We start from the raw sequence: 22,465 nt of genomic DNA, 5'->3' as shown, positions 1-22,465 counted from the left end.
TCGGATTCGATCGATGTACAAATGCCCGCTTGGGGGAAGCTCCGTTCCCGCCTGTCCTTGGGGGACAGGCACACGCGCTCGGCTCGACAGACACCGGTTCGAGTGTTTCCAGAAATGCCAGCAGGGAGTGCATTCCCCTGAAAGGGCTACGGCCCTTTCAGGGGATAAGGTTAGTCAGAAATCAGGATTTCTTGTCGTCAGCCGCTTTGTCGGTCGGATTGGCGATCAGGGCCTTGAGTTCGTCGCTCATCGGGAAGTTCAGGTTCAGGCCCTTTGGCGGGATTGGCTGCATGAACCACTTGTCGTAGATCTTGTTGATCTCGCCCGAAGCGTAGGTGGCCTTGATGGCATCATCCACGGCCTTTTTGAACGGCTCGTCGCCTTTGCGCACCATGCAGCCGTAGATTTCGAAGGACTGTGGAGTGCCGGTTACAGCCCAGTCTTTCGCGTTCTTGGCCTTGGCCGCTTCACCCGCCAACAGGGCGTCATCCATCATGAACGCGACGGCACGGCCGGTTTCCAGCATCTGGAAGGACTCGCCATGGTCCTTGGCGGAGATGACGTTCATGCCCATCTGCTTGTCGGCATTCATCGACTTCAGGATGCGCTCGGACGTGGTACCTGCGGTGGTCACGACGTTCTTGCCGGCCAGATCCGGGAAATCCTTGTACTTGGAGTCAGCCTTGGACAGCAGGCGAGTACCGATTTCGAAGATACCGACGGAGAAGTCAACTTGCTGCTGACGCTCGACGTTGTTGGTGGTGGAACCGCACTCGAGGTCCACGGTGCCGTTCTGCACCAGCGGGATGCGGGTTTGCGAAGTCACCAGGTTGTATTTGACCTGGAGATTCGGCATGTCGAGGTCTTTTTTCAGGGCATCAACGACTTTCAGCTGAATGTCGTGGGAGTAGCCGACCGGTTTGCCGGAAGCGTCTGCAATGTAGGAGAACGGAATGGAAGCGTCGCGATGGCCCAGGGTGATGACACCGGACTCTTTGATCTTCTTCAGGGTGCCGGTCAGTTCCGCGGCGAAAACTGGCGTGCTGATCAGAGCGGCAGCAATGGCTGCGCCCAGGATGTGGGGAACGATGCGCATCAAATTTTCCTCGACATTGTTTTTTTTATGGAGCCAGTTCATCGGCCCTTTTGTGCTGCAAAACACCTGAGCGCTACGATGAGTGGGCGCAAAGGACATTCGTCGAAGAAGTGTAGAGCATGACTCGTGCCAGACCAGTCTGAATTAGTCAAAGTGTTGATTTATAAAGGAATTAAATATTTTTTTGCGCTGAAACTTCAGTGAAGTGATCCGGTTAACCGAACTGACCGTCAGGTCGCGTTCGGAAAACCGAATGGTGGCGGGGTGCTACCCGGCCATCAGGGGTATTTGCGCTTGTCCGGCGCTGGCGGGAAGTACTGGTACAACCAGGTCTCACTTAGCGTGCGGTCGTTGGTGCGGATGAACAGCCGCAGCTCGACAGGGTCAGTGCTGTCGTTGGTCGGGTACCAGTCAAACAGGATGCGGTAGCCCTTGATGTCATCCAGCTTGAGTACGCTGAAGTCCTTCACCTCGCCGTTCGAGCAAGTGACCACCGGCTCGATGCCCGCGCCCTCTGGCAAGCGGTCCAGGCCGCCACCGGTGAAGTCCACGGCGAAACGACGGGCCCAGACTGGCGGGTAATGCTCGCCCGGTGCCCAGCCTTCGGTGAAGCCGCCCATCCCGGAACGGGTGGCGTTTACCCGTGCCAGCGGCGTACCGACCGGCGGCAATGCGCTCCAGTAGAGCTTGTAGCCGTAGTTCAGCGAGTCGCCGGCAGCCACCGGTTTCTTCGGGGTCCAGAAGGCGACGATGTTGTCCATGGTTTCGCCGGTGGTGGGGATTTCCAGCAGGTCGACCGAGCCTTCGCCCCAGGCGGTGGTCGGTTCGACCCACAGGCTCGGGCGGCGGCTGTACCAGTCGACGGTGTCCTGATAGCTGGCGAACTCGTGGTCGGTCTGTACCAGGCCGAAACCTTTCGGGTCCTTGTCGGCGAAAGCATTGAATTGCAGGGTCGCCGGGTTATTCAGCGGGCGGCAGATCCACTCGCCGTTGCCGCGCCACATGGCCAGGCGATCGGAGTCGTGGATTTGCGGGTGAATGGTGTCGCACATCCGGCGTTCGTGGGTGCCGCAACTGAACATGCTGGTCATCGGCGCAATGCCCAACTGGTCGATGGCGGTGCGGGCGTTGATGTGGGCGTCGACCTCCATCACCACGCGTTCGGCCTGGCAGTCGATATCGAAGCGGTAGGCACCGGTGGCGCTCGGCGAGTCGAGCAGGGCGTAGACCACGAAGCGGGTGCTGTCCTTGTCCGGCGTCTCGAACCAGAATTTGGTGAAGTCGGGGAACTCTTCACGTTTTTTGGCGTAGGTATCGATGGCCAGGCCGCGGGCCGACAAGCCGTACTGGCCGGTGGCGTCCACCGCACGGAAGTAACTGGCGCCTAGAAACGACACGACATCGTGCTTGTCCAGTTCCGGGGCCTTGAACAGCTTGAAGCCGGAGAAACCCAGGTCGCCCTTGAGCTGTGCGGTGTCGACCGTGGTGTTTTCATAGTTGAACAGCGATGGGCGGAAATGCACTTCACGCGCCTGGCGTGTCCTGGGGTCGACGCTGTACATGCGCACTGGTTGCTTGAAGCCCATGCCGACATGGAAAAACTGCACGTCCAGCTGACCGTTCAGGTCATTCCACAAAGAGTGGTTGGCGTCGTAGCGGATCGCGTTGAAGTTCTGCGGCGTCATGCTCGCCAGGGTCGGCGGCAGCTGTTGCTTGGTGTCCTGGTAGCGATTGCTGGCGAGCTGTCTGGCCTGGGTTTTCAGCGCTTCGAAGTCGAACGCGGTGGCCTCGCCATCAGCGGTACCGGCGTTGGCGGCCCAGGCCTGAGCGGCCAACAGGCCCGTGGCGGACAAGCCGGTGTAGGCAGCAATGGCCATGGAGGCTTTGAGCAAGTTCCTGCGGTGCATAAGTACAACCTGTCGTGAACAATCCCGCGCCGTTCCTGGCACGTGCTGGATCAGAAATATCGGTTCGGACATGCCTTCGGCCAAACGCAACGGACTTTGAAACAGATGCCGGATAGCTTAAACCGTTCGATTGCAGAGCAAAATTGATTGATGGCATTGCGCCGGCCCGGCAATGAAACAAGACATGTCGAGAAACAATTCCGACAGTGGTTTCTGATTTGAAGGGTATTTCTGCCTTTTTCGACTAATTACTCTAAAAACCGCTTTTCAGCGCCCGGATTATTTCTATTCTGTGTGCATGACCGGTCTATGCCCGAAAGGCCGGTGCGCTTCAGTCGGCACGATGCGGCTGCTGAAAAGGAGGAGGGCGATGCGGTTTTTTTTTTGCAGTTTTCTTTGACGTTCAGAAGGACATCGTCCATGTCGAAAGTACAGAACATCGCCGAATTGTTGGGAATCCTTCCGTGTCTGGCCATGGGGCGGCGAAGACGCCGGCTCAATAGCGAGGAAATGAAACTGGTGGAGCGCTACCGGGAACTGTCGGAGAGCGACAGGGTTGCGATGAGGTATCTGGTGGACGCGATGAGGAGTGTTTCGCGGTTCTGAGTGGACCTGATCACCGTGAAAGCCATTTGGCTTTTTCGGTGGTCAGGCCCTGCATTAGCGTGCAATGCCCGAGTCGATCGCCTGGTTGAGCAATGTAGGAGCGAGCTTGCTCGCGATGAATTCAAGAGCACCGCGTATAGCCAGTGAACCCGCGTAATCGTTAACGACCATCGTCGGATCGCCGCCCGGAGCTTGCTCGCTCCTACAGTTTTTTCACGGGGCGATGTTCGTCAGCGACTGACCTTCCACGCATCCCCTGCAGGCGCCGTGCCGTGGTCATACGGCTTGGCGATCCACATGTAGAGCAAGCCCAATCCGATCACGATGGCGGTACTGAGCACCATCGCGTAGTTGATGTACCACGCGGCATCCGGCGTACGTGGCCAGGCCATGTTGATGATGGCTCCGACACCATAGGCCAGCGCGCCGATGTTCACCGCCCAGCCCCAGGCGCCGAGGGTGAATTTGCCGCTCGGTTTCCAGCCCTTCATGCGGGCGTACAGGGCCGCGAGCACAATCATCTGGAACGCCAGGTAGATGCCGATTGCCGCAAAGCTGACGATGGTGGCCACCGCGTCTTGCAGGAAGAAGCCGAGGATGATGATCAGTGCCGGCAGGACGCCGGACACGAACAGCGCGGCAACTGGAACCTGAGTCGTAGGGGAAATCGTCTTCAGCAGTCGGCTGCCGATGACCATTTCATCACGGGCGTAGGAATACAGCAGACGACTGGCTGCTGCTTGCAGGCTGATCACACAGGAGATGAAGGAAATCATCACCACACCCATCACCACTTTCGAACCGATTGGTCCAAACGCGTTGTTGAGGATGGTGGTGACTGGGTCCTTGTCGGTGCCGTCGATCACCGCTTGCATGTCCGGCACGGCCAGGATCAGCGCCAGGCAGGCGAACATTGCCGCGATGCCGCCGATGTAGATGGTCATGCGCATGGCCACCGGAATTTTCTTGCTCGGGTTCGGGGTTTCTTCGGCCACATCGCCGCAGGCCTCGAAGCCGTAGTACAGGAACATCCCCGCCAGCGAAGCGGTGAGGAACGACGGCAGGTACGAGCCGTCGACGCTGATGTCGAAGGTGTTGAACAACACGCTGATCGATTGATGACGCTCGAAAATCAGCAGGTAAACGCCCACGATCACGGCACCGACCAGTTCGCACAGGAAGCCGAACATGGCGATCCGCGCCAGCGCCTTGGTGCCGCTGAGGTTGACCAGGGTGGCGAACAGCGTCAGGAACAGGGCGATGATGATGTTCGTGTTGTTGCTCGGTTCAAAGCCCATCATGGCGGCGAGGTACGGACCGGCACCCACGGCAACCGCCGCGATGGTGACGCACAGGGCGATGGAGTAGATCCAGCCGACCATCCACGCCCAGCGCTTGCCCACCAGACGGCGGGCCCATGGGTACACGCCGCCGGAAATCGGGAACTGCGATACCACTTCGCCGAAGATCAGGCACACCAGCAACTGGCCACAACCGACCAGCAGATAGGCCCAGAACATCGGTGGCCCGCCAGCAGCGAGGCACAGGCCGAACAGGGTATAAACCCCTACGACCGGGGACAGATAAGTGAAGCCCAGGGCGAAGTTTTCCCACAGGCTCATGCTGCGATTGAAGTTGGAGGTATAGCCCAGTTTGCGTAGCTGCTCGGCATCGCTGTCGGCAACGGCTGCTGAGAGATCGGGTGATGCACTCATGTGTATTTTCTCCGGAAAATCGGCAGATTTCGGATGTCCGAAACCGTGGCGGGGCCTTGAGGGCACCGCCCGGATCGGTGGTTATTGTTTTGTCTTCTTTGGGGTGGAGCCTGGTGGTGCGTGTTGCCGGTTTCTGCCCTGAAACCGAGGTGAGACCTTCGCTGTAGGAGCGAGATTGCTCGCGAAAAACCTGAGGACACCGCGGGGCGTCAGGTTTCCCGCGTCAACGTTGACGTCCATCGCGAGCAAGCTTGCTCCTGCTAGTGCTTGAACATCACATGCCGTACGACGCTGTAGTCCTCCAGTCCGTACATGGACATGTCCTTGCCATAACCAGACAGCTTCTGACCGCCGTGAGGCATTTCGCTGACCAGCATGAAGTGCGTGTTGACCCAGGTGCAGCCGTAATGCAAACGGGCTGACAGACGATGGGCGCGGCCGACATCGGCGGTCCATATGGAAGAGGCCAGGCCGTAGTCCGAATCGTTGGCCCAGCCCAGCACTTGTGCTTCATCGGTGAATTTGGTCACCGATACCACCGGCCCGAACACTTCGCGACGGACGATTTCGTCATCCTGCTGCGCATCGGCCAGCACCGTTGGTTCGAAGAAGAAGCCATTGCCTTCCACCGCCTTACCCCCGGTGATCAGGCGGATGTGCGGCTGGGCCACGGCGCGTTCGACGAAACCGGCGACACGGTCACGATGTTGCGCGGTGATCAGCGGGCCGAGTTCGGTCGACGGATCATCCTGCATGCCGTACTTGATGCTGCTGACGGCGGCGCCGAGTTTCTCGACGAACTTCTCGTAGATGCCTGCCTGGGCATAGATACGGCAGGCAGCGGTGCAGTCTTGGCCGGCGTTGTAGAAACCGAAGGTGCGGATGCCCTCGACAGCGGCATCGATGTCGGCGTCGTCGAAGATGATCACCGGGGCTTTGCCGCCCAGCTCCATGTGCATGCGTTTGACGGTGTCGGCGGTGCTGGAAATGATGTTCGAACCGGTGGCAATCGAACCGGTCAGCGAGACCATGCGCACTTTCGGGTGAGTGACCAGCGGGCTGCCGACGGTAGGACCACGGCCGAACACCAGGTTGAGTACGCCGGCCGGGAAGATATCCGACGCCAGTTCGGCCAGGCGCAGGGCGGTCAGCGGAGTCTGTTCCGATGGTTTGAGCACCACGGTATTACCGGCGGCCAGGGCCGGGGCGATTTTCCAGGCGACCATCATCAATGGGTAGTTCCACGGCGCGATGGAGGCGATCACGCCCACCGGATCGCGGCGGATCATTGAGGTGTGCCCCGGCAAGTACTCGCCACCGGCCGAACCGCTCATGCAGCGGCTGGCGCCGGCGAAGAAGCGGAACACGTCGGCAATTGCCGGGATTTCGTCGTTCAGCGCAGCGCTGTAAGGCTTGCCGCAGTTGTCCGATTCCAGTTTGGCCAGCTCCTCGCCATGGGCCTCGATGGCATCGGCGAGTTTGAGCAGCAGCAGCGAACGCTCTTTCGGCGTGGTCTGTGACCAGCTGTCGAACGCGGCGTCGGCGGCGCGCACGGCGGTATCGACCTGGGCTTCGCTGGCTTCGTTGATTTCCACCAGCACACTGCCCAGCGCCGGGTTGAACACAGGTTGGGCGGGGCCTTCGCCGTCGAGCAATTGGCCGTTGATCAAGAGTTTGGTTTGCATGTTCATGTCCTCTTTGGTGCTTTTATTGTTCTGTCGGAACCCGAACCTGTAGGAGCGAGCTTGCTCGCGAAGGATGCAAGGGCACCGCGTGCATCCAGGCAACCCCTGTCATCGTTAACGTTTTTCGCGAGCAAGCTCGCTCCTACAGGAGATGTTGGTTGTCAGTTACTTACCGCCACTCCCCGCAACGCTTTCACCGCCACGGGTCAGGTAATAGGCGCCGAGGATCGGCAGCATGGTCACCAGCATCACCAGCATCGCCACGACGTTGGTCACCGGCACGTCCCGTGGGCGGCTGAGCTGGTTGAGCAGCCACAGCGGCAGGGTGCGTTCATGGCCGGCAGTGAAGGTGGTGACGATGATTTCGTCGAACGACAGGGCAAACGCCAACATGCCGCCGGCCAGCAACGCCGAGCCGAGGTTCGGCAGGATGATGTAGCGGAAGGTCTGCCAGCCGTCGGCGCCGAGGTCCATCGAGGCTTCGATCAGGCTGTGTGAAGTACGGCGCAAGCGGGCGATGACGTTGTTGTAGACGATCACCACACAGAAGGTCGCGTGACCGACGATGATGGTGAACATCCCCGGTTCGATTCCCAGTGTCTTGAAGGTCGCCAGCAGCGCGATCCCGGTGATGATCCCCGGCAAGGCGATCGGCAGGATCAGCATCAGCGAGATGCCCTGCTTGCCGAAGAAATCCCGGCGGTACAGCGCAGCCGAGGCCAGCGTGCCGAGGATCATGGCGATCAGGGTGGCAATCGAAGCGATCTGCAACGACAGCTTGATCGCTTCGAGCACGTCCGGCCGCGAGAACGCCACACTGAACCAATTCAGGGTGAAGCCCTTGGGCGGAAAACTGAACGCCGCGTCTTCGGTGTTGAAGGCGTACAGGAAGATGATCAGGATCGGGAAGTGCAGGAACAGCAATCCGCCCCAGGCTGCGATGCGCAGGCCTATGGAAGCTTTCTCAGAGTGCATCGAAGGCCCCCAGTCGTTTGACGATGGACAGGTAGATGGCGATCAGCACGATCGGCACCAGGGTGAAGGCAGCGGCCATTGGCATGTTGCCGATGGCACCTTGTTGGGCGTACACCATGCTGCCGACGAAGTAGCCGGGCGGGCCGACCAGTTGCGGCACGATGAAGTCACCCAGGGTCAGCGAGAAGGTGAAGATGGAACCGGCGGCAATGCCCGGCACCGACAGCGGCAGAATCACTTGCATGAAGGTCTGGCGCGGCTTGGCACCGAGGTCGGCGGAGGCTTGCAGCAGCGATGGCGGCAGGCGCTCCAGCGAGGCCTGGATCGGCAGGATCATGAACGGCAGCCAGATGTAGACGAACACCATGAAGCGGCCCAGGTGCGAGGTCGACAAGGTGCTGCCGCCAAAGCCCGGAATGCCCATCACCAATTGCAGGAGCGGTTCCAGCCCCAGATGCTGCACGAACCACTGCGCCACGCCGCCCTTGGCCAGCAGCAGCGTCCAGGCGTAGGCCTTGACGATGTAGCTGGCCCACATCGGCATCATCACCGCGATGTAGAAAAACGCCTTGGTCTTGCCCGTGGTGTAGCGCGCCATGTAGTAGGCAATCGGGAACGCTACGATGGCGCTGGCGATGGACACGACAATCGCCATGCCCAGGGTGCGCAGGATGATGTCGAAGTTCGACGGCTGGAACAGCGCGGTGAAGTTCGCCAGGGTCAGGTCAGGGGTGACCGCCATGGTGAAGTCATCGAAGGTGTAGAAACCTTGCCACAGCAGAACCAGCAATGAACCCAGGTAGATCGCGCCGAACCACAGCAGCGGCGGTACCAGCAGTAGCGACAGGTAAAAATTCGGCCGGCGATACAGCAGGTTGGAAAACCTGCGCAGCAGCGAGCCGCTGGCCGGAGATTGAGGGATAGCCACGGTGTTCATCTCACACCCCGCCTGCAACGGTATCGTGCAATGGAATCATTGCCTCGCGCGCCCAGCGTGCGCTGATGCGTTGCCCGGTCTGGTGCTGTGTACTGGTGTCCAGCCATTGGTTGTTGGCCTTGCTGATGTTCAGGGTCTGGCCGTTTTCCAGTTTCAGTTCATAGCGAGTTGCACTGCCTTGGTACTGGATGTCATGTAGCAAACCGCTGACTTCAATCTCGTGGTTGGCCAGCGGGCCGTCGGCGAATCGCACGTGTTCCGGACGAATCGAGAACGGCTGCGGGTTGCCGCTCAACTGCCTGGCCAGGTCGCCACGAATCACGTTGGAGGTGCCGACGAATTCCGCCACGAAGGTGGTGGCCGGTTTCATGTACAGGTTGCGCGGGCTATCGACCTGTTCGATGCGTCCCTTGTTGAACACTGCCACGCGGTCGGACATCGACAGCGCTTCGGTCTGGTCGTGGGTTACGAAGATGAAGGTGATGCCGAGCTGGCGTTGCAGCTTTTTCAGTTCGCCCTGCATTTGCTCGCGCAACTTCAGGTCGAGTGCACCGAGGGGTTCGTCGAGCAGCAGTACCCGTGGGCGGTTGACCAGGGCGCGGGCCAGGGCCACACGCTGGCGCTGGCCGCCGGACAGTTGCACCGGCTTGCGGTCGCCGTAGCCGCCGAGGGCGACCATGTCGAGGGCTTCTTCGGCGCGCTTCTGGCGTTCGACTTTGCCGACGCCTTTGACTTTCAGTCCATAGGCGACGTTGTCGCGAACGTTCATGTGCGGGAACAGCGCGTAATCCTGGAACACGGTGTTCACGTCACGCTGGTAGGGCGGCAGCCCGGCGGCTTCGGCGCCATGAATACGGATGGAACCTGCGCTCGGTTGTTCAAAACCGGCGATCAGGCGCAAGCAGGTGGTTTTGCCCGAACCGGAAGGCCCCAGCATGGAGAAGAACTCGCCGTCCTGGATGTCGATGGAAACCCGGTCGACGGCTTTCACTTCGCCGAACTGACGGGAAACGTTGGTGAACTGGACTGCAAGTGTCATGGCGCGGTGCTCCAAAAAGGCGAAGGCCGTCGCAGCGGCCCTGCCTGGACTTCTGAAAAATCTGAATCGAATACGCTGTGCTGGCTGTGGAGAGCCCCTGTGGGAGCGGGCTTGCTCGCGAATGCGGTGTGTCAGGCAACATCAATGCTGGATCTGATGGCCTCTTCGCGAGCAAGCCCGCTCCCACAGGGACGGTGTCAGTTCACAAACTATCTGCCGCCCATGATCGCGATGTAGTCCTGGGTCCAGCGGCTGTACGGCACGAACTTGCCGCCTTCGGCCTGCGGGGTTTTCCAGAAGGCGATCTTGTCGAAATTGTCGAAACCGTTGGTCTTGCAGCCCTCGGCGCCGAGCAATTCGCTACCGGTGCATGCTGCCGGGACTGCCGGCAACGAGCCGAACCACGCCGCAACATCACCCTGGACTTTCGGTTGCAGCGACCAGTCCATCCACTTGTAGGCGCAGTTCGGGTGCTTGGCCTCGGCGTGCATCATGGTGGTGTCGGCCCACCCGGTGGCGCCTTCTTTCGGGATGGTCGAAGCGATTGGCTGTTTCTCGTTCATCAGGCCGTTGACCTGATACGGCCACGCGCCTGAGGCGACCACGCCTTCGTTCTTGAAGTCGCTCATCTGTACCGTGGTGTCGTGCCAGTAGCGGTGAATCAACGGCTGCTGGGCGCGCAGCAGATCGAGCACGGCCTTGTACTGGGCTTCGGTCAGTTCGTAGGGGTTCTTGATGCCCAGTTCCGGCTTGGCGGACTTCAGGTACAGCGCCGCGTCGGCGATGTAGATCGGGCCGTCATAGGCCTGCACGCGACCCTTGTTCGGCTTGCCGTCCGGCAGGTTTTCCGCATTGAACAGCACGCCCCAGGTGGTGGGCGCGGTCTTGAATACATTGGTGTTGTACATCAACACGTTCGGGCCCCACTGATATGGGGTGCCGTAGGTCTGCTTGTTGACCACGTACCACGGTCCGTCCTTGAGGCGTGGATCGAGGTTTTTCCAGTTCGGGATCAACGCGGTGTTGATCGGCTGCACACGCTTGCCGACGATCAGGCGCAGGGAGGCGTCGCCCGATGCCGTCACCAGATCGTAACCACCCTTGGCCATCAGGCTGACCATTTCATCGGAAGTGGCCGCGGTCTTGACGTTGACCTTGCAGCCGGTTTCCTTCTCGAAACCGGTCACCCAGTCGTAGGCCTTGTCGCTCTCGCCACGTTCGATATAACCAGGCCAGGCCACAATATCCAGTTGGCCTTCGCCCGCCCCGACAGCTTTGAGCGGCTCGGCGGCCTGGACGCTGGCGCTGGCCAGCAGCGCGGTGGTGATTGCACTGAGCAGTGCGGTCTTGTGCACGAACATGGGAATTCCCTCTTCTTTAATTATGGTCGGGGCAGTGTCTTGAACGTGGTGATGCAGGTCTTGGTGCCTTGTTATTAGCTTAGTCAGAGATGCTCGCCGTGGCGGGCCATGATGTGCCGCACCACGCTGTAGTCCTGAAGCGAATCACTGGACAGGTCCTTGCCGTAGCCCGAACGCTTCAGGCCACCATGGGGCATTTCGCTGACCAGCATGAAATGGCTGTTGATCCAGGTGCAGCCGTACTGCAGGCGCGCCGCGACCTGCATGGCCTTGTCGAGGTTCTGGGTCCAGACCGACGAGGCCAGGCCGTATTCCGAATCGTTGGCCCAGTCCACCGCTTGTTCCAGTTCATCGAAACGGGTCACGGTGACCACCGGACCGAACACTTCGCGCTGGACGATCTCGTCACTTTGCTTGCAACCGGCCAGCAGGGTCGGCTGGTAATAGAACCCGGCGCCGGAATGCACGGCTGCACCGGTGACCCGTTCGATGTGCGGCTGGCCGAGGGCGCGCTCGACAAAACTGGCCACGCGGTCACGCTGGCGGGTGCTGATCAGCGGGCCGATTTCGTTGTCGGCGTCGCGTTTACCGGCGAAGCGCAGGCTGCCGACGGCCGCGCCGAGTTCGGCCACCAAACGGTCGTGAATCCCGGCCTGGGCGTAGATGCGGCAAGCGGCGGTGCAGTCCTGGCCGGCGTTGTAATAGCCGTAAGTGCGCACGCCCTCGACCACAGCCTGAATGTCGGCATCGTTGCACACGATCACCGGGGCCTTGCCGCCGAGTTCGAGGTGGGTACGTTTGAGCGTTTTCGAGGCGGCCTGGAGGATTTTTTGCCCGGTGACGATATCGCCGGTCAGCGACACCATGCGGACCTTCGGATGGCTGACCAAATGGCTGCCGACGCCTTCACCACCACCGCAAATGATGTTGATCACACCCCGTGGCAGGATCTCGGCCAGCGCCGGCGCCAGGGCCAGAATCGACAGCGGGGTGTGTTCCGACGGCTTGAACACCAGCGTGTTGCCGGCGGCGAGGGCCGGGGCGATTTTCCACGCGGCCATCATGATCGGGTAGTTCCACGGCGCAATCGACGCCACCACCCCGATAGGATCGCGGCGCACCATGCTGGTGTAGCCCGGCAGGTATTCGCCGCTGAGCTGGCCGGTCTGGCAGCGCACGGCACCGGCGAAGAAGCGGAACACGTCGATCGTGGCATTCAGGTCATCCTGACGGGCCAGGTGCAACGGCTTGCCGCAGTTCATGGATTCGAGGCGGGCCAGCAGGTCGGCGTTTTTTTCGATGGTGTTGGCGATGTCCAGCAACAGGTTCGAACGCTGCTGCGGTGTGGTGCGTGACCAGCTGGCAAAGGCACGATTGGCTGCGAGGATCGCGGCTTCGACCTGCTCGGTGCTGGCTTCGGCGATCCGGGTCAGGACTTCCCCGGTGGCCGGGTTGAGAATCGGCTCGACGCAGCCTTGGCCGGCGACTAATTCACCATCGATCAACAATGCGGTGAACAACGGGGTCTGCGCACCAGCCATTTTTCGGGTTCTCTTTGCTTGTGTGGCTTGTTGTGTAGACATGGCAGCGCTCCCTGTGACCGGGGGCCGGCTGTCTTTATTAGATGTAACAAGACTAGTGCGCGGCCCCGAGGACAACAAATACTAAATACTGAACGTGGCGTTCGATTAAATAGATGGCTTGCGCCCGCCGTGGGGTTGTTCGCGGGCGACCGTGAGGAACGGGTCCACCAGCGCCGGCCGCGCCGTGCCGCGACGCCACGCCAGGCCGACATCGAGGGTCTGGCTCAGGTCGGCAATCGGCCGGGCTTCGATGATGTCGCCCTCCAGTGACCATGGGCGATAAGTCATGTCGGGCTGGATCGACACCCCCAATCCGGCGGCCACCAGGCTTCGCACTGCCTCGGTCGAGGCCGTGCGCAGGGTGATGCGCGGTTGCAGCGAAGCGGCGGACCACATGCGCTGGGCGTTGCGGTCCATTTCATCGACGTTCAGTTGAATCAATGGCTCGCGGGCGACGTCGGCGAGGTTGATGCTGTCGTGTTCCAGCAACGGGTGTTGGGCCGGCAGCCAGAGCCGGTGCGGCGAATGGGTCAGCACTTCAGTCTGCAGGGCGTGGCGGTCTTCGAGGTTCGAGAGGATCAGCACGCCGACATCGATCTCGCCGCTGACCAGCAAATGCTCGATGTACGGGCGCTCATCTTCCATCACGCGGATTTCCACGTTGGGGTAGGCGCGCTGGAAGCGCGTGAGCAAATCCGCCAGGTAATAACCGGCCACCAGGCTGGTCACGCCGACGATCAACTGCCCGGCGACCTGGTCGGTACTTTGTTGCAGGCTGCGTTTGGCGTTGTCCACGGTGGCCAGGATCAAGTGCGCCTGACGCAGGAATTGATGCCCTTGGTGGGTCAGGGTCATGCCCTTGGCGTGGCGGCTGAACAGGCTGACGCCGATTTCTTCTTCCAGTTGCTGGATGGCCAGGGTCAGGGTCGACTGGGAAATGAACGCGGTTTGCGCGGCGGCCGAGATCGAGCCGGTCTCGGCCACGGCAATGAAATGACGGATCTGGCGCAAGGTCATCATGGGAAAGCACCCGGTGGGCTGTTTTTATCGATTTGCGAGAGTGTATATCGTTTTTTTTGAAAGGCCGCTTTATGGGAGGCAAGCGTCAAGCGGCAAGCAGAAAGTCTTGAGCAACATCTCGAAGCACTCTTGCGAGCAGCCATCGGGGGCTTTCCATCTAGGCTGGTGGCCTTGGTTTCAGGCTTAACGTCTAGTGGAGGCGGTGAATGAACACCCGTGGATTGCTCGATCAACTACTCAAGTCCGGCCAGGACCTGTTGCAGAACAAGGCCGGTGGCTCGCAGCAAAAGGGCGCGAACGCTGGCACAGGCGCCCTTGGCAGTCTGCTCTCCGGCGCGAGCGGCGGGGCATTGGCGGCAGGCGCCATGGGCTTGCTGCTGGGCAGTAAAAAGGCCCGTAAGGTCGGGGGCAAGGTCGCGGTCTACGGCGGTCTCGCCGCATTGGGCGTGCTGGCCTATAAAGCCTACGGCAACTGGCAGTCACAGCAGGGCGGTGCAGCCGGTGCGGAGCCGCAAACCCTGGACCGGGTACCCGCCGCGCAAGTCGAGTTGCACAGTCAGGCGATTCTCAAGGCGTTGGTGGCGGCGGCCAAGGCTGATGGGCATGTCGATGAGCGCGAGCGTGCCTTGATAGAAGGTGAATTCACCCGGCTCGACAGCGATCAGGAACTGCAACACTGGCTGCACGCCGAGCTCAACAAGCCGCTGGACCCGAGCGATGTCGCCCGCGCCGCCCGCTCCCCGGAAATCGCCGCCGAGATGTACATCGCCAGTGTGATGATGGTGGACGAGGAAAACTTCATGGAGAAGGCCTACCTCGACGAGCTGGCGCGGCAGCTCAATCTGGAACCGGGGTTGAAGGTCGAGCTTGAGAAGCAGGTTCGCCAGGCTTCCCTGTAAACCTGTAGGAGCGGGCTTGCCCGCGATGGTGGTCATTCAGTCAGTGAATGGCTGTCTGACACTACGCTTTCGCTGGCAAGCCGGCTCCTACAGGGTTCTTCGCCGGACTCAAGAATTGCGTACGACGCAGACCAGACTTTTCAATGGGATGAGAAGTGGTACGCATCCGTCTTATAACTGAAACACCGCCCTCGGCTATACTCCCCGCATTTCGAATCGGACCCGAGGATTGACTGTGAAGAACTGGACGTTGCGCCAACGCATTTTGGCGAGTTTTGCGGTCATTATCACCATCATGTTGCTGATGGTGGTCGTCTCGTATTCCCGACTGTTGAAGATCGAAAACAGCGAGGCCAGCGTGCGTGAGGACGCTCTGCCAGGGTTGTATTACAGTTCGATGATTCGTGGCGCGTGGTCCGACAGTTATGTACGCATTCAGGCCATGCTCGGCCTGGAGGAAGGGCAGGGCTTCTCTGCCGAGGATGCCGCGAACTTCAAGGGCTTCGCTGAGCGGTTGAAAGAGCAGATGGACCTCTACCGTACAACGATTACCGACGAAGAAGACAGGGTCGATTACGCAGCCTTCGAAAAACTTCATGAGGACTACCACCGGATTCTGGCCGAGGTGATCGAGTTGTATAAACGCAACCAGAACGCCGAGGCCGTTAACATGTTCAAAGGTGAACTGACCCCGACCTGGACAGCGGGTCGAATGAAGGTCAATGACATCCTGCGTCATAACAAGACTGTGGCGGACACAGAAATCGCGGCCATTGATGATGCGGTGCTCACCGCCAAAGTCATCATGGGCATTTCCCTGGCGATTGCGGTACTGGCCGCCGCCCTCTGCGGCCTGTTGTTGATGCGCGCCATCATGGCGCCGATGAACCGCATCGTGAAAATCCTCGAGATCATGCGCACCGGTGACCTCAGCAGCCGCCTGAACCTGGAGCGCAAGGACGAATTCGGCGCGGTGGAGACCGGTTTCAACGACATGATGACCGAGCTCACTTCTCTGGTGTCTCAGGCCCAGCGCTCGTCGGTGCAGGTGACCACGTCGGTGACCGAGATCGCCGCGACATCCAAGCAGCAACAGGCCACCGCCACGGAAACCGCCGCCACCACCACGGAAATCGGCGCGACCTCCCGTGAGATCGCCGCCACTTCCCGGGACCTGGTACGCACCATGACCGAGGTCTCCACCGCCGCCGATCAGGCTTCCGTGGCCGCCGGCTCCGGGCAACAGGGCCTGGCGCGCATGGAGGAAACCATGCACTCGGTGATGGGCGCGGCCGATCTGGTCAACGCCAAGCTGGCGATCCTCAACGAGAAGGCCGGCAACATCAATCAGGTGGTCGTGACCATCGTCAAGGTCGCTGACCAGACCAACCTGTTGTCGCTCAACGCTGCCATCGAGGCCGAGAAGGCCGGGGAATACGGACGCGGTTTTGCCGTGGTCGCCACCGAAGTGCGGCGCCTGGCGGACCAGACGGCGGTGGCCACCTACGACATCGAGCAAATGGTGCGCGAGATCCAGTCGGCGGTATCGGCCGGGGTCATGGGCATGGACAAGTTCTCCGAAGAGGTGCGTCGCGGGATGTCCGAGGTACAGCAGGTCGGCGAGCAGTTGTCGCAGATCATCCATCAGGTTCAGGCGTTGGCGCCGCGGGTGCTGATGGTCAACGAAGGCATGCAGGCCCAGGCTACCGGTGCCGAGCAGATCAACCATGCACTGGTGCAGTTGGGCGATGCCAGCAGCCAGACGGTCGAGTCTCTGCGCCAGGCCAGTTTCGCCATCGATGAGCTGAGCCAGGTCGCCGTAGGGCTGCGCAGCGGCGTTTCGCGATTCAAAGTCTGATGAGCGAAATCACGGCCAAACGCTCTGTCGTGAAGCAGGCGCCGCATGCATTGTTTCTGGTGTTTCGCATCGGCAGCGAACGCTATGCCTTGAAGGCTATCGAAGTGGCCGAGGTGCTGCCGCGCCTGCCATTGAAGCCCATTCCCCATGCCCCCGCCTGGGTCGCCGGGGTGTTCGCCTATCGGGGTGCCGTGGTGCCGGTGATCGACTTGAGCGCACTGGCGTTTGGTACGCCTGCACAGGCCCGTACCAGCACTCGATTGGTGCTGGTCAACTATCGCCCGGATGAAACCTGCGAGACACAGCTGCTCGGGCTGATTCTGGAGCAGGCGACCGACACCTTGCGCTGCGATCCGGCGGATTTTCAGCCCTACGGCCTGGACAATCGCCAGACGCCTTACCTCGGGCCGGTCCGCAAGGACGAGCAGGGCTTGCTGCAATGGGTACGGGTCAGCGATCTGCTGGAGGATCAAGTGCGCGCATTGTTGTTTCCCTCGCCGCCAATGGATCCGGCGCTGCTGGAGGAACGGCCATGAACAGCGATCAGCGTTTTTTCGACTTCCTCAAGGAACGTATCGGGCTCGACGTGACCTCGGTGGGGCCGGCGATCATCGAGCGAGCGGTGCGCCAGCGCAGCATCGCTTCGCAAGCACCCTCGGCCGATGAGTATTGGCGAACCTTGCAGGGCTCGCGGGACGAGCAGCAGGCATTGATCGAAGCGGTGATCGTTCCGGAAACCTGGTTCTTCCGGTATCCGGAATCATTCGCCACGTTGGCGAAACTGGCGAGCAAGCGCCTGGTCGAGATCAACAACCTGCGCGCACTGCGGATTCTCAGTTTGCCGTGCTCCACAGGCGAAGAACCGTACTCGATCGCCATGGCGTTGCTCGATGCCGGGCTCCAGCCACACCAGTTCAAGGTCGACGGCATGGACGTCAGCCCGTTGTCGGTGGAAAAAGCCAGACGAGCCTTGTACGGCAAGAATTCCTTTCGCGGTGACGACATTGCGTTTCGTGACCGCCACTTCATGGCCGAGGGCGATGGCTATCGTCTGAACCCGCGTGTGCAGGAGCAGGTGCGCTTGCAGGTCGGCAATCTGCTGGATCCGGCGTTGCTGGCCGGTGAGCCGCCATTCGACTTCGTGTTTTGTCGCAACCTGCTGATCTATTTCGACCAGGCGACCCAGAAGCAAGTCTTCGAAGTGCTCAAGAGCCTGACCCACGTTGACGGCGTGCTGTTTATCGGCCCGGCCGAGGGCGGTCTGCTGGGGCGTCTGGGGATGCGCTCGATCGGTATCGCGCAGTCCTTTGCGTTCAGTCGACAGGGGACTTCGGACCCTGAACCCTTTCCGGCATACGTTCCGGCACCATTGCCCGTGCCGCAACCGCTGCGTACTCCACCGCCTGCGCCAGTGCGCAGTCGTCCATTCGCCAGTGTCGTGCCGCTGGCTGCTGCGCCGAAAGCGTCTGGTACCGATACGGCCGTGCTGCTGGCGAACATCGCCGCGCTGGCCAACGAAGGCAAAAGCGCCGAGGCGAGGGCTGCGTGTGAAAGCTATTTGCGCAGTCATGAACCGGTAGCCCAGGTGTTCTATTGGCTGGGGCTGCTCAGCGATGTCGCCGGGAACGTCCTGGAAGCCCAGGGCTTTTATCGCAAGGCGTTGTACCTCGAACCGCAATATCCCGACGCGTTGATGCACCTGGCCGCGTTGCTGCAGGCCCAGGGCGACGCGGCGGGGGCCAGACGATTGCAGGCGCGAGCCGTGCGCAGCGCGCGCGCCGCCGACAGTGAGCGTAAACGATGATCGCCTCCGACACCTTTAGCGTCACCCGGGATGCCCAGGCCATCGACGACTGCTGGAACCGTATCGGTATCCACGGCGACAAGTCCTGCCCGTTGCTGGCCGAACATGTTCATTGCCGCAATTGTGCGGTGTATTCGGCGGCCGCCACACGCTTGCTCGATCGCTATGCATTGCAGCAGGAAGATCGCGGGCCAGTGTCCGTCGCGGTCGAGAACGAGGTAAAAACCCGTTCGCTGTTGATGTTCCGTCTGGGGGAAGAGTGGCTGGGCCTGGCTACGCGTAGTCTGGTCGAGGTGGCGCCGCTGCAAGCGATTCACTCCTTGCCGCACCAGCGTTCCCGCGCCTTGCTCGGCGTGGCGAATGTGCGCGGCGCGCTGGTCGCCTGTCTGTCACTGGTGGAGCTGCTTGGCCTCGACGGCACCAGCAACGTGGCACCCGGTACGCGGGTCATGCCGCGCATGCTGATCATCGCGGCCCATGGTGGGCCGGTGGTGGTGCCGGTAGACGAAGTCGACGGGATTCACGCCATCGACGAGCGCATCCTCGATACCGCATCGCGCTCGGGTGCTCAGGCCAGCGCCAAATACACCCGTGGCGTGCTGCCATTCAAAGGTCGCAGCCTGCGCTGGCTGGATGAAGAACAGCTGCTGTCCGCCGTGACCCGGAGCCTCACATGACCCCCGAGCAAATGCGCGACACCTCTTTGCTGGAGCTGTTCAGCCTGGAGGCCGAAGCCCAGACCCAGGTCTTGAGTGCCGGCCTGCTGGCGCTTGAGCGTGACCCGACCCAGGCCGATCAGCTTGAGTCGTGCATGCGTGCCGCGCACTCGCTCAAGGGCGCGGCGCGGATCGTCGGCGTCGATGCCGGGGTCAGCGTTGCCCACGTGATGGAAGATTGCCTGGTCAGTGCCCAGGAAGGGCGCCTGTCGCTGCGCCCCGAGCACATCGATGCGTTGCTGCATGGCACCGATTTGCTGATGCGCATCGCCACGCCGGGCAGCAACCCGGAGGTTGCGGACATCGAGGCCTATGTGGCGTTGATGACGCTGTTGCCGAACTCTGCGGGTGCGCCGGGTGCGCCTGCTGCGCCGGTGATGTCCGAACTTCAGCTCGAAGTATCTGTGCCCGAGGTTGAGCCGGTGGCGCCTGCCGCCGAACCGCCACCAGCCTCGCGCAGCGCACGCACCACCGAAAATGGCGAGCGAGTGTTGCGTGTCACCGCCGAGCGCCTGAACAGCCTGCTCGATCTGTCGAGCAAATCCCTGGTGGAAACCCAGCGGCTCAAACCGCACCTGGCGACCATGCAGCGACTCAAGCGCATGCAGAGCAACAGCCTGCGAGCGTTGGAGAGTCTCAATGTTCACCTCAAGGATCACGCCTTGAGCCTGGAAGTGCAGGAAACCCTTGAGGACGCGCGTCGTTTGCTCGCGCAATCCCAGCAGTTGCTCATGGAAAAGAACGCCGAACTCGATGAGTTCGCCTGGCATGCCAGCCAGCGGGCGCAGGTGTTGTACGACACGGCGCTGGCCTGTCGCATGCGGCCGTTTGCCGACGTGCTGACCGGACAGGTGCGGATGGTCCGCGATCTGGGGCGCGACCTGGGCAAACAGGTGCAGTTGGTGATTGAAGGCGAGAAGACTCAGGTTGATCGCGACGTACTGGAAAAGCTTGAAGCGCCACTGACTCACCTGTTGCGCAATGCGGTAGACCATGGCATCGAAACCCCGGAGCAACGCCTGCTGGCAGGCAAGCCGGCTGAAGGTCTGATTCGCCTGCGAGCTTCGCATCAGGCCGGTCTGCTGGTGCTGGAATTGAGCGATGACGGCAACGGCGTGGACCTGGAGAAGGTTCGTCGCAGCATCGTTGAGAGAAATTTATCGCCCGCGCAAACCGCCGCGCAGTTGAGCGAAGAGGAGTTGCTGACGTTCCTGTTCCTGCCCGGTTTCAGTCTGCGCGACACGGTCACCGAGGTGTCCGGTCGCGGCGTCGGCCTGGATGCGGTGCAGCATATGGTGCGGCAGTTGCGCGGCGCGGTGGTGCTGGAGCAAAAGGCGGGCGAGGGCAGTCGTTTCCACCTTGAAGTGCCACTGACCCTGTCGGTGGTGCGCAGCCTGGTCGTGGAAGTCGGCGACGAAGCCTATGCCTTCCCGCTGGCGCACATCGAGCGCATGTGCGATCTGGAGCCGGCGGATATCGTGCAGGTCGAAGGTCGTCAACACTTCTGGCACGAAGGCCGGCATGTCGGCCTGGTGGCGGCCAGCCAATTGCTGCAACGCCCGGCCAGCCAGAACAGCGGGCAAACCCTGAAAGTCGTGGTGATTCGCGAGCGCGATGCGATCTACGGCGTGGCGGTGGAACGGTTTATCGGTGAGCGGACGTTGGTGGTGCTACCGCTGGACGAGCGTCTGGGCAAGGTGCAGGACATTTCCGCCGGGGCCTTGCTCGACGACGGTTCGGTGGTGCTGATCGTCGATGTCGAAGACATGTTGCGTTCGGTGGAAAAACTGCTCAATACCGGGCGTCTGGAGCGCATTGCCCGTCACGGCAATCAGGTGGTCGAGGCGGCCCGCAAACGAATTCTGGTGGTGGATGATTCCCTGACCGTGCGAGAGTTGCAGCGCAAGCTGTTGCTCAATCGCGGATACGACGTGGCGGTTGCGGTGGACGGCATGGATGGCTGGAACGCGTTGCGTTCGGAGGATTTCGATCTGCTGATCACCGACATAGACATGCCGCGCATGGACGGCATCGAACTGGTCACGCTGCTGCGTCGGGACAATCGCCTGCAGTCGCTGCCGGTGATGGTGGTGTCCTACAAGGATCGTGAAGAGGACCGGCGCCGTGGACTGGATGCCGGGGCCGACTATTATCTAGCCAAGGCCAGTTTTCATGACGACGCCTTGCTCGATGCAGTGGTCGAGCTCATCGGAGGAGCGCGTGCATGAGGATCGCAATCGTCAACGACATGGCCATGGCGGTGGAGGCCCTGCGCCGCGCCCTGGCATTCGAGCCGGCGCACGAAGTGGTCTGGGTCGCGGGCAATGGCAAGGAGGCGGTGCAAAAGTGTGCCGAACAGACGCCGGACCTGATCCTCATGGACCTGATCATGCCGGTGATGGACGGGGTGGAAGCCACCCGGCGGATCATGGCCGAAACGCCCTGCGCCATCGTCATTGTCACTGTGGATCGGCAACAGAACGTGCACCGGGTGTTTGAAGCCATGGGCCACGGCGCGCTGGATGTGGTCGACACCCCGGCCCTCGGTGCCGGTAATGCCCGGGAGGCGGCAGAACCGTTGCTGCGCAAGATCGCGAACATCGGCTGGCTGATCGGTGACAAAAGTAATCAGCCGCGATCAATGCCTGGCCCGCCACGCGGTTCGGCCTCGCGCAAGCGCCTGATTGCCATCGGCTCCTCCGCGGGCGGACCGGCAGCGCTGGAAGTCTTGCTCAAGGGACTGCCGCGTGATTTCTCTGCGGCCATCGTGCTGGTGCAACACGTTGACCAGGTGTTTGCCGCTGGTATGGCCGAGTGGCTCGGCAGCGCCAGCGGCCTCGACGTGCGCCTGGCCGAGGAAGGCGAGCCGCCGCAAAGCGGCACGGTATTGCTGGCCGGCACCAATCACCATATTCGCTTGCTGAAAAACGGCACGCTGGCCTACACCGCCGAGCCGGTCAACGAAATCTACCGGCCCTCCATCGATGTGTTCTTCGAGAGCGTGGCCAGTCACTGGAACGGTGACGCCGTGGGGGTTTTGCTCACCGGTATGGGGCGTGATGGCGCCCAGGGGCTTAAACTCATGCGCCAACAGGGCTACCTGACCATCGCACAAGACCAAAGCAGCAGCGCGGTATACGGCATGCCTAAGGCGGCCGCGGCTATCGATGCTGCCGTAGAGATTCGCCCGCTGGAAAAGATAGCGCCACGATTGCTGGAGATCTTTCCAAAATGACTATCATTAGCAGCAATCCTGGCACAGGC

General features: G+C 61.2%; 18 protein-coding genes. 8 read left to right on the top strand and 10 right to left on the bottom strand.

All coding sequences use genetic code 11. The features are described 5' to 3' along the window. Window positions 1-181: 181 nt before the first annotated feature. Both ACEN8Q_RS17905 and ACEN8Q_RS17900 read right to left on the bottom strand, forming a co-directional pair. Window positions 182-1,096 (bottom strand): glutamate/aspartate ABC transporter substrate-binding protein, encoded by a 915-nt coding sequence (locus ACEN8Q_RS17905; RefSeq protein ID WP_413425741.1) that lies wholly within the window; start codon window positions 1,094-1,096, stop codon window positions 182-184. 278 nt (window positions 1,097-1,374) lie between these two features. After that, window positions 1,375-3,003, bottom strand: coding sequence for a glucan biosynthesis protein D (locus ACEN8Q_RS17900; RefSeq protein WP_413425739.1), 1,629 nt, complete (start codon window positions 3,001-3,003; stop codon window positions 1,375-1,377). Between the two features lie 420 nt (window positions 3,004-3,423). On the opposite strand from ACEN8Q_RS17900, the gene ACEN8Q_RS17895 reads away from it, so the two are divergent. Next, entirely contained in the window at window positions 3,424-3,609 is a 186-nt protein-coding gene (locus ACEN8Q_RS17895) for a hypothetical protein (RefSeq protein WP_413425737.1), read from the top strand. A gap of 230 nt (window positions 3,610-3,839) precedes the next feature. On the opposite strand, the gene ACEN8Q_RS17890 is transcribed toward ACEN8Q_RS17895, so the two are convergent. From ACEN8Q_RS17890 to ACEN8Q_RS17855, 8 genes are all read right to left on the bottom strand, one after another. Continuing rightward, the gene (locus tag ACEN8Q_RS17890; protein WP_413703501.1) at window positions 3,840-5,324 is read right to left on the bottom strand and encodes an APC family permease; all 1,485 of its coding nucleotides are present in this window, start codon (window positions 5,322-5,324) and stop codon (window positions 3,840-3,842) included. 260 nt (window positions 5,325-5,584) lie between these two features. Then, window positions 5,585-7,009, bottom strand: a complete 1,425-nt coding sequence (locus ACEN8Q_RS17885; protein ID WP_413425733.1) for a gamma-aminobutyraldehyde dehydrogenase — start codon at window positions 7,007-7,009, stop codon at window positions 5,585-5,587. A gap of 165 nt (window positions 7,010-7,174) precedes the next feature. Beyond that, window positions 7,175-7,984, bottom strand: coding sequence for an ABC transporter permease (locus ACEN8Q_RS17880; RefSeq protein WP_413703500.1), 810 nt, complete (start codon window positions 7,982-7,984; stop codon window positions 7,175-7,177). After that, complete coding sequence (locus ACEN8Q_RS17875) at window positions 7,974-8,921, bottom strand: ABC transporter permease (protein WP_413425730.1); 948 nt, start codon at window positions 8,919-8,921, stop codon at window positions 7,974-7,976. The genes ACEN8Q_RS17880 and ACEN8Q_RS17875 overlap by 11 nt, the downstream gene beginning before the upstream one ends. 1 nt (window position 8,922) lies before the next feature. Then, window positions 8,923-9,960 carry an ABC transporter ATP-binding protein gene (locus tag ACEN8Q_RS17870; RefSeq protein WP_413425728.1) on the bottom strand — a complete coding sequence of 346 codons (1,038 nt, stop codon included), beginning with the start codon at window positions 9,958-9,960 and terminating at the stop codon, window positions 8,923-8,925. A gap of 209 nt (window positions 9,961-10,169) precedes the next feature. Continuing rightward, the gene (ydcS, locus tag ACEN8Q_RS17865) at window positions 10,170-11,321 is read right to left on the bottom strand and encodes a putative ABC transporter substrate-binding protein YdcS (RefSeq protein WP_085715741.1); all 1,152 of its coding nucleotides are present in this window, start codon (window positions 11,319-11,321) and stop codon (window positions 10,170-10,172) included. Window positions 11,322-11,404: 83 nt separating this feature from the next. Further along, on the bottom strand, window positions 11,405-12,904 hold the full coding sequence (locus tag ACEN8Q_RS17860) for a gamma-aminobutyraldehyde dehydrogenase (protein WP_413703499.1): 1,500 nt from the start codon (window positions 12,902-12,904) through the stop codon (window positions 11,405-11,407). 105 nt (window positions 12,905-13,009) lie between these two features. After that, window positions 13,010-13,924 carry a LysR family transcriptional regulator gene (locus ACEN8Q_RS17855; RefSeq protein WP_007975056.1) on the bottom strand — a complete coding sequence of 305 codons (915 nt, stop codon included), beginning with the start codon at window positions 13,922-13,924 and terminating at the stop codon, window positions 13,010-13,012. Between the two features lie 206 nt (window positions 13,925-14,130). Here ACEN8Q_RS17855 and ACEN8Q_RS17850 point away from each other — a divergent pair, with 206 nt between their 5' ends. The 7 genes from ACEN8Q_RS17850 to ACEN8Q_RS17820 all read left to right on the top strand — a co-directional run bounded on the left by ACEN8Q_RS17850 (window position 14,131) and on the right by ACEN8Q_RS17820 (window position 22,436). Beyond that, window positions 14,131-14,823, top strand: a complete 693-nt coding sequence (locus ACEN8Q_RS17850; protein WP_413425724.1) for a tellurite resistance TerB family protein — start codon at window positions 14,131-14,133, stop codon at window positions 14,821-14,823. 235 nt (window positions 14,824-15,058) lie between these two features. Next, entirely contained in the window at window positions 15,059-16,681 is a 1,623-nt protein-coding gene (locus ACEN8Q_RS17845) for a methyl-accepting chemotaxis protein (RefSeq protein ID WP_413425722.1), read from the top strand. After that, a complete protein-coding gene (locus ACEN8Q_RS17840) occupies window positions 16,681-17,217 on the top strand; it encodes a chemotaxis protein CheW (RefSeq protein ID WP_413425720.1) in 537 nt (178 codons plus the stop codon). The genes ACEN8Q_RS17845 and ACEN8Q_RS17840 overlap by 1 nt, the downstream gene beginning before the upstream one ends. Continuing rightward, a complete protein-coding gene (locus ACEN8Q_RS17835; protein ID WP_413425718.1) occupies window positions 17,214-18,485 on the top strand; it encodes a CheR family methyltransferase in 1,272 nt (423 codons plus the stop codon). The genes ACEN8Q_RS17840 and ACEN8Q_RS17835 overlap by 4 nt, the downstream gene beginning before the upstream one ends. After that, complete coding sequence (locus ACEN8Q_RS17830; protein ID WP_413425716.1) at window positions 18,482-19,162, top strand: chemotaxis protein CheW; 681 nt, start codon at window positions 18,482-18,484, stop codon at window positions 19,160-19,162. Before ACEN8Q_RS17835 ends, ACEN8Q_RS17830 begins: the two co-directional genes overlap by 4 nt. Next, entirely contained in the window at window positions 19,159-21,429 is a 2,271-nt protein-coding gene (locus ACEN8Q_RS17825; RefSeq protein ID WP_413425714.1) for a hybrid sensor histidine kinase/response regulator, read from the top strand. The genes ACEN8Q_RS17830 and ACEN8Q_RS17825 overlap by 4 nt, the downstream gene beginning before the upstream one ends. Next, on the top strand, window positions 21,426-22,436 hold the full coding sequence (locus tag ACEN8Q_RS17820; protein ID WP_413425712.1) for a chemotaxis response regulator protein-glutamate methylesterase: 1,011 nt from the start codon (window positions 21,426-21,428) through the stop codon (window positions 22,434-22,436). Before ACEN8Q_RS17825 ends, ACEN8Q_RS17820 begins: the two co-directional genes overlap by 4 nt. Window positions 22,437-22,465: the final 29 nt, after the last annotated feature.

The organism is Pseudomonas sp. Pseusp16, from assembly GCF_047324915.1.
Lineage (GTDB): Bacteria > Pseudomonadota > Gammaproteobacteria > Pseudomonadales > Pseudomonadaceae > Aquipseudomonas > Aquipseudomonas fluorescens_CD.
Note: the sequence above shows the minus strand (reverse complement) of the source record. Positions and strands in the feature narration are given on the sequence as shown.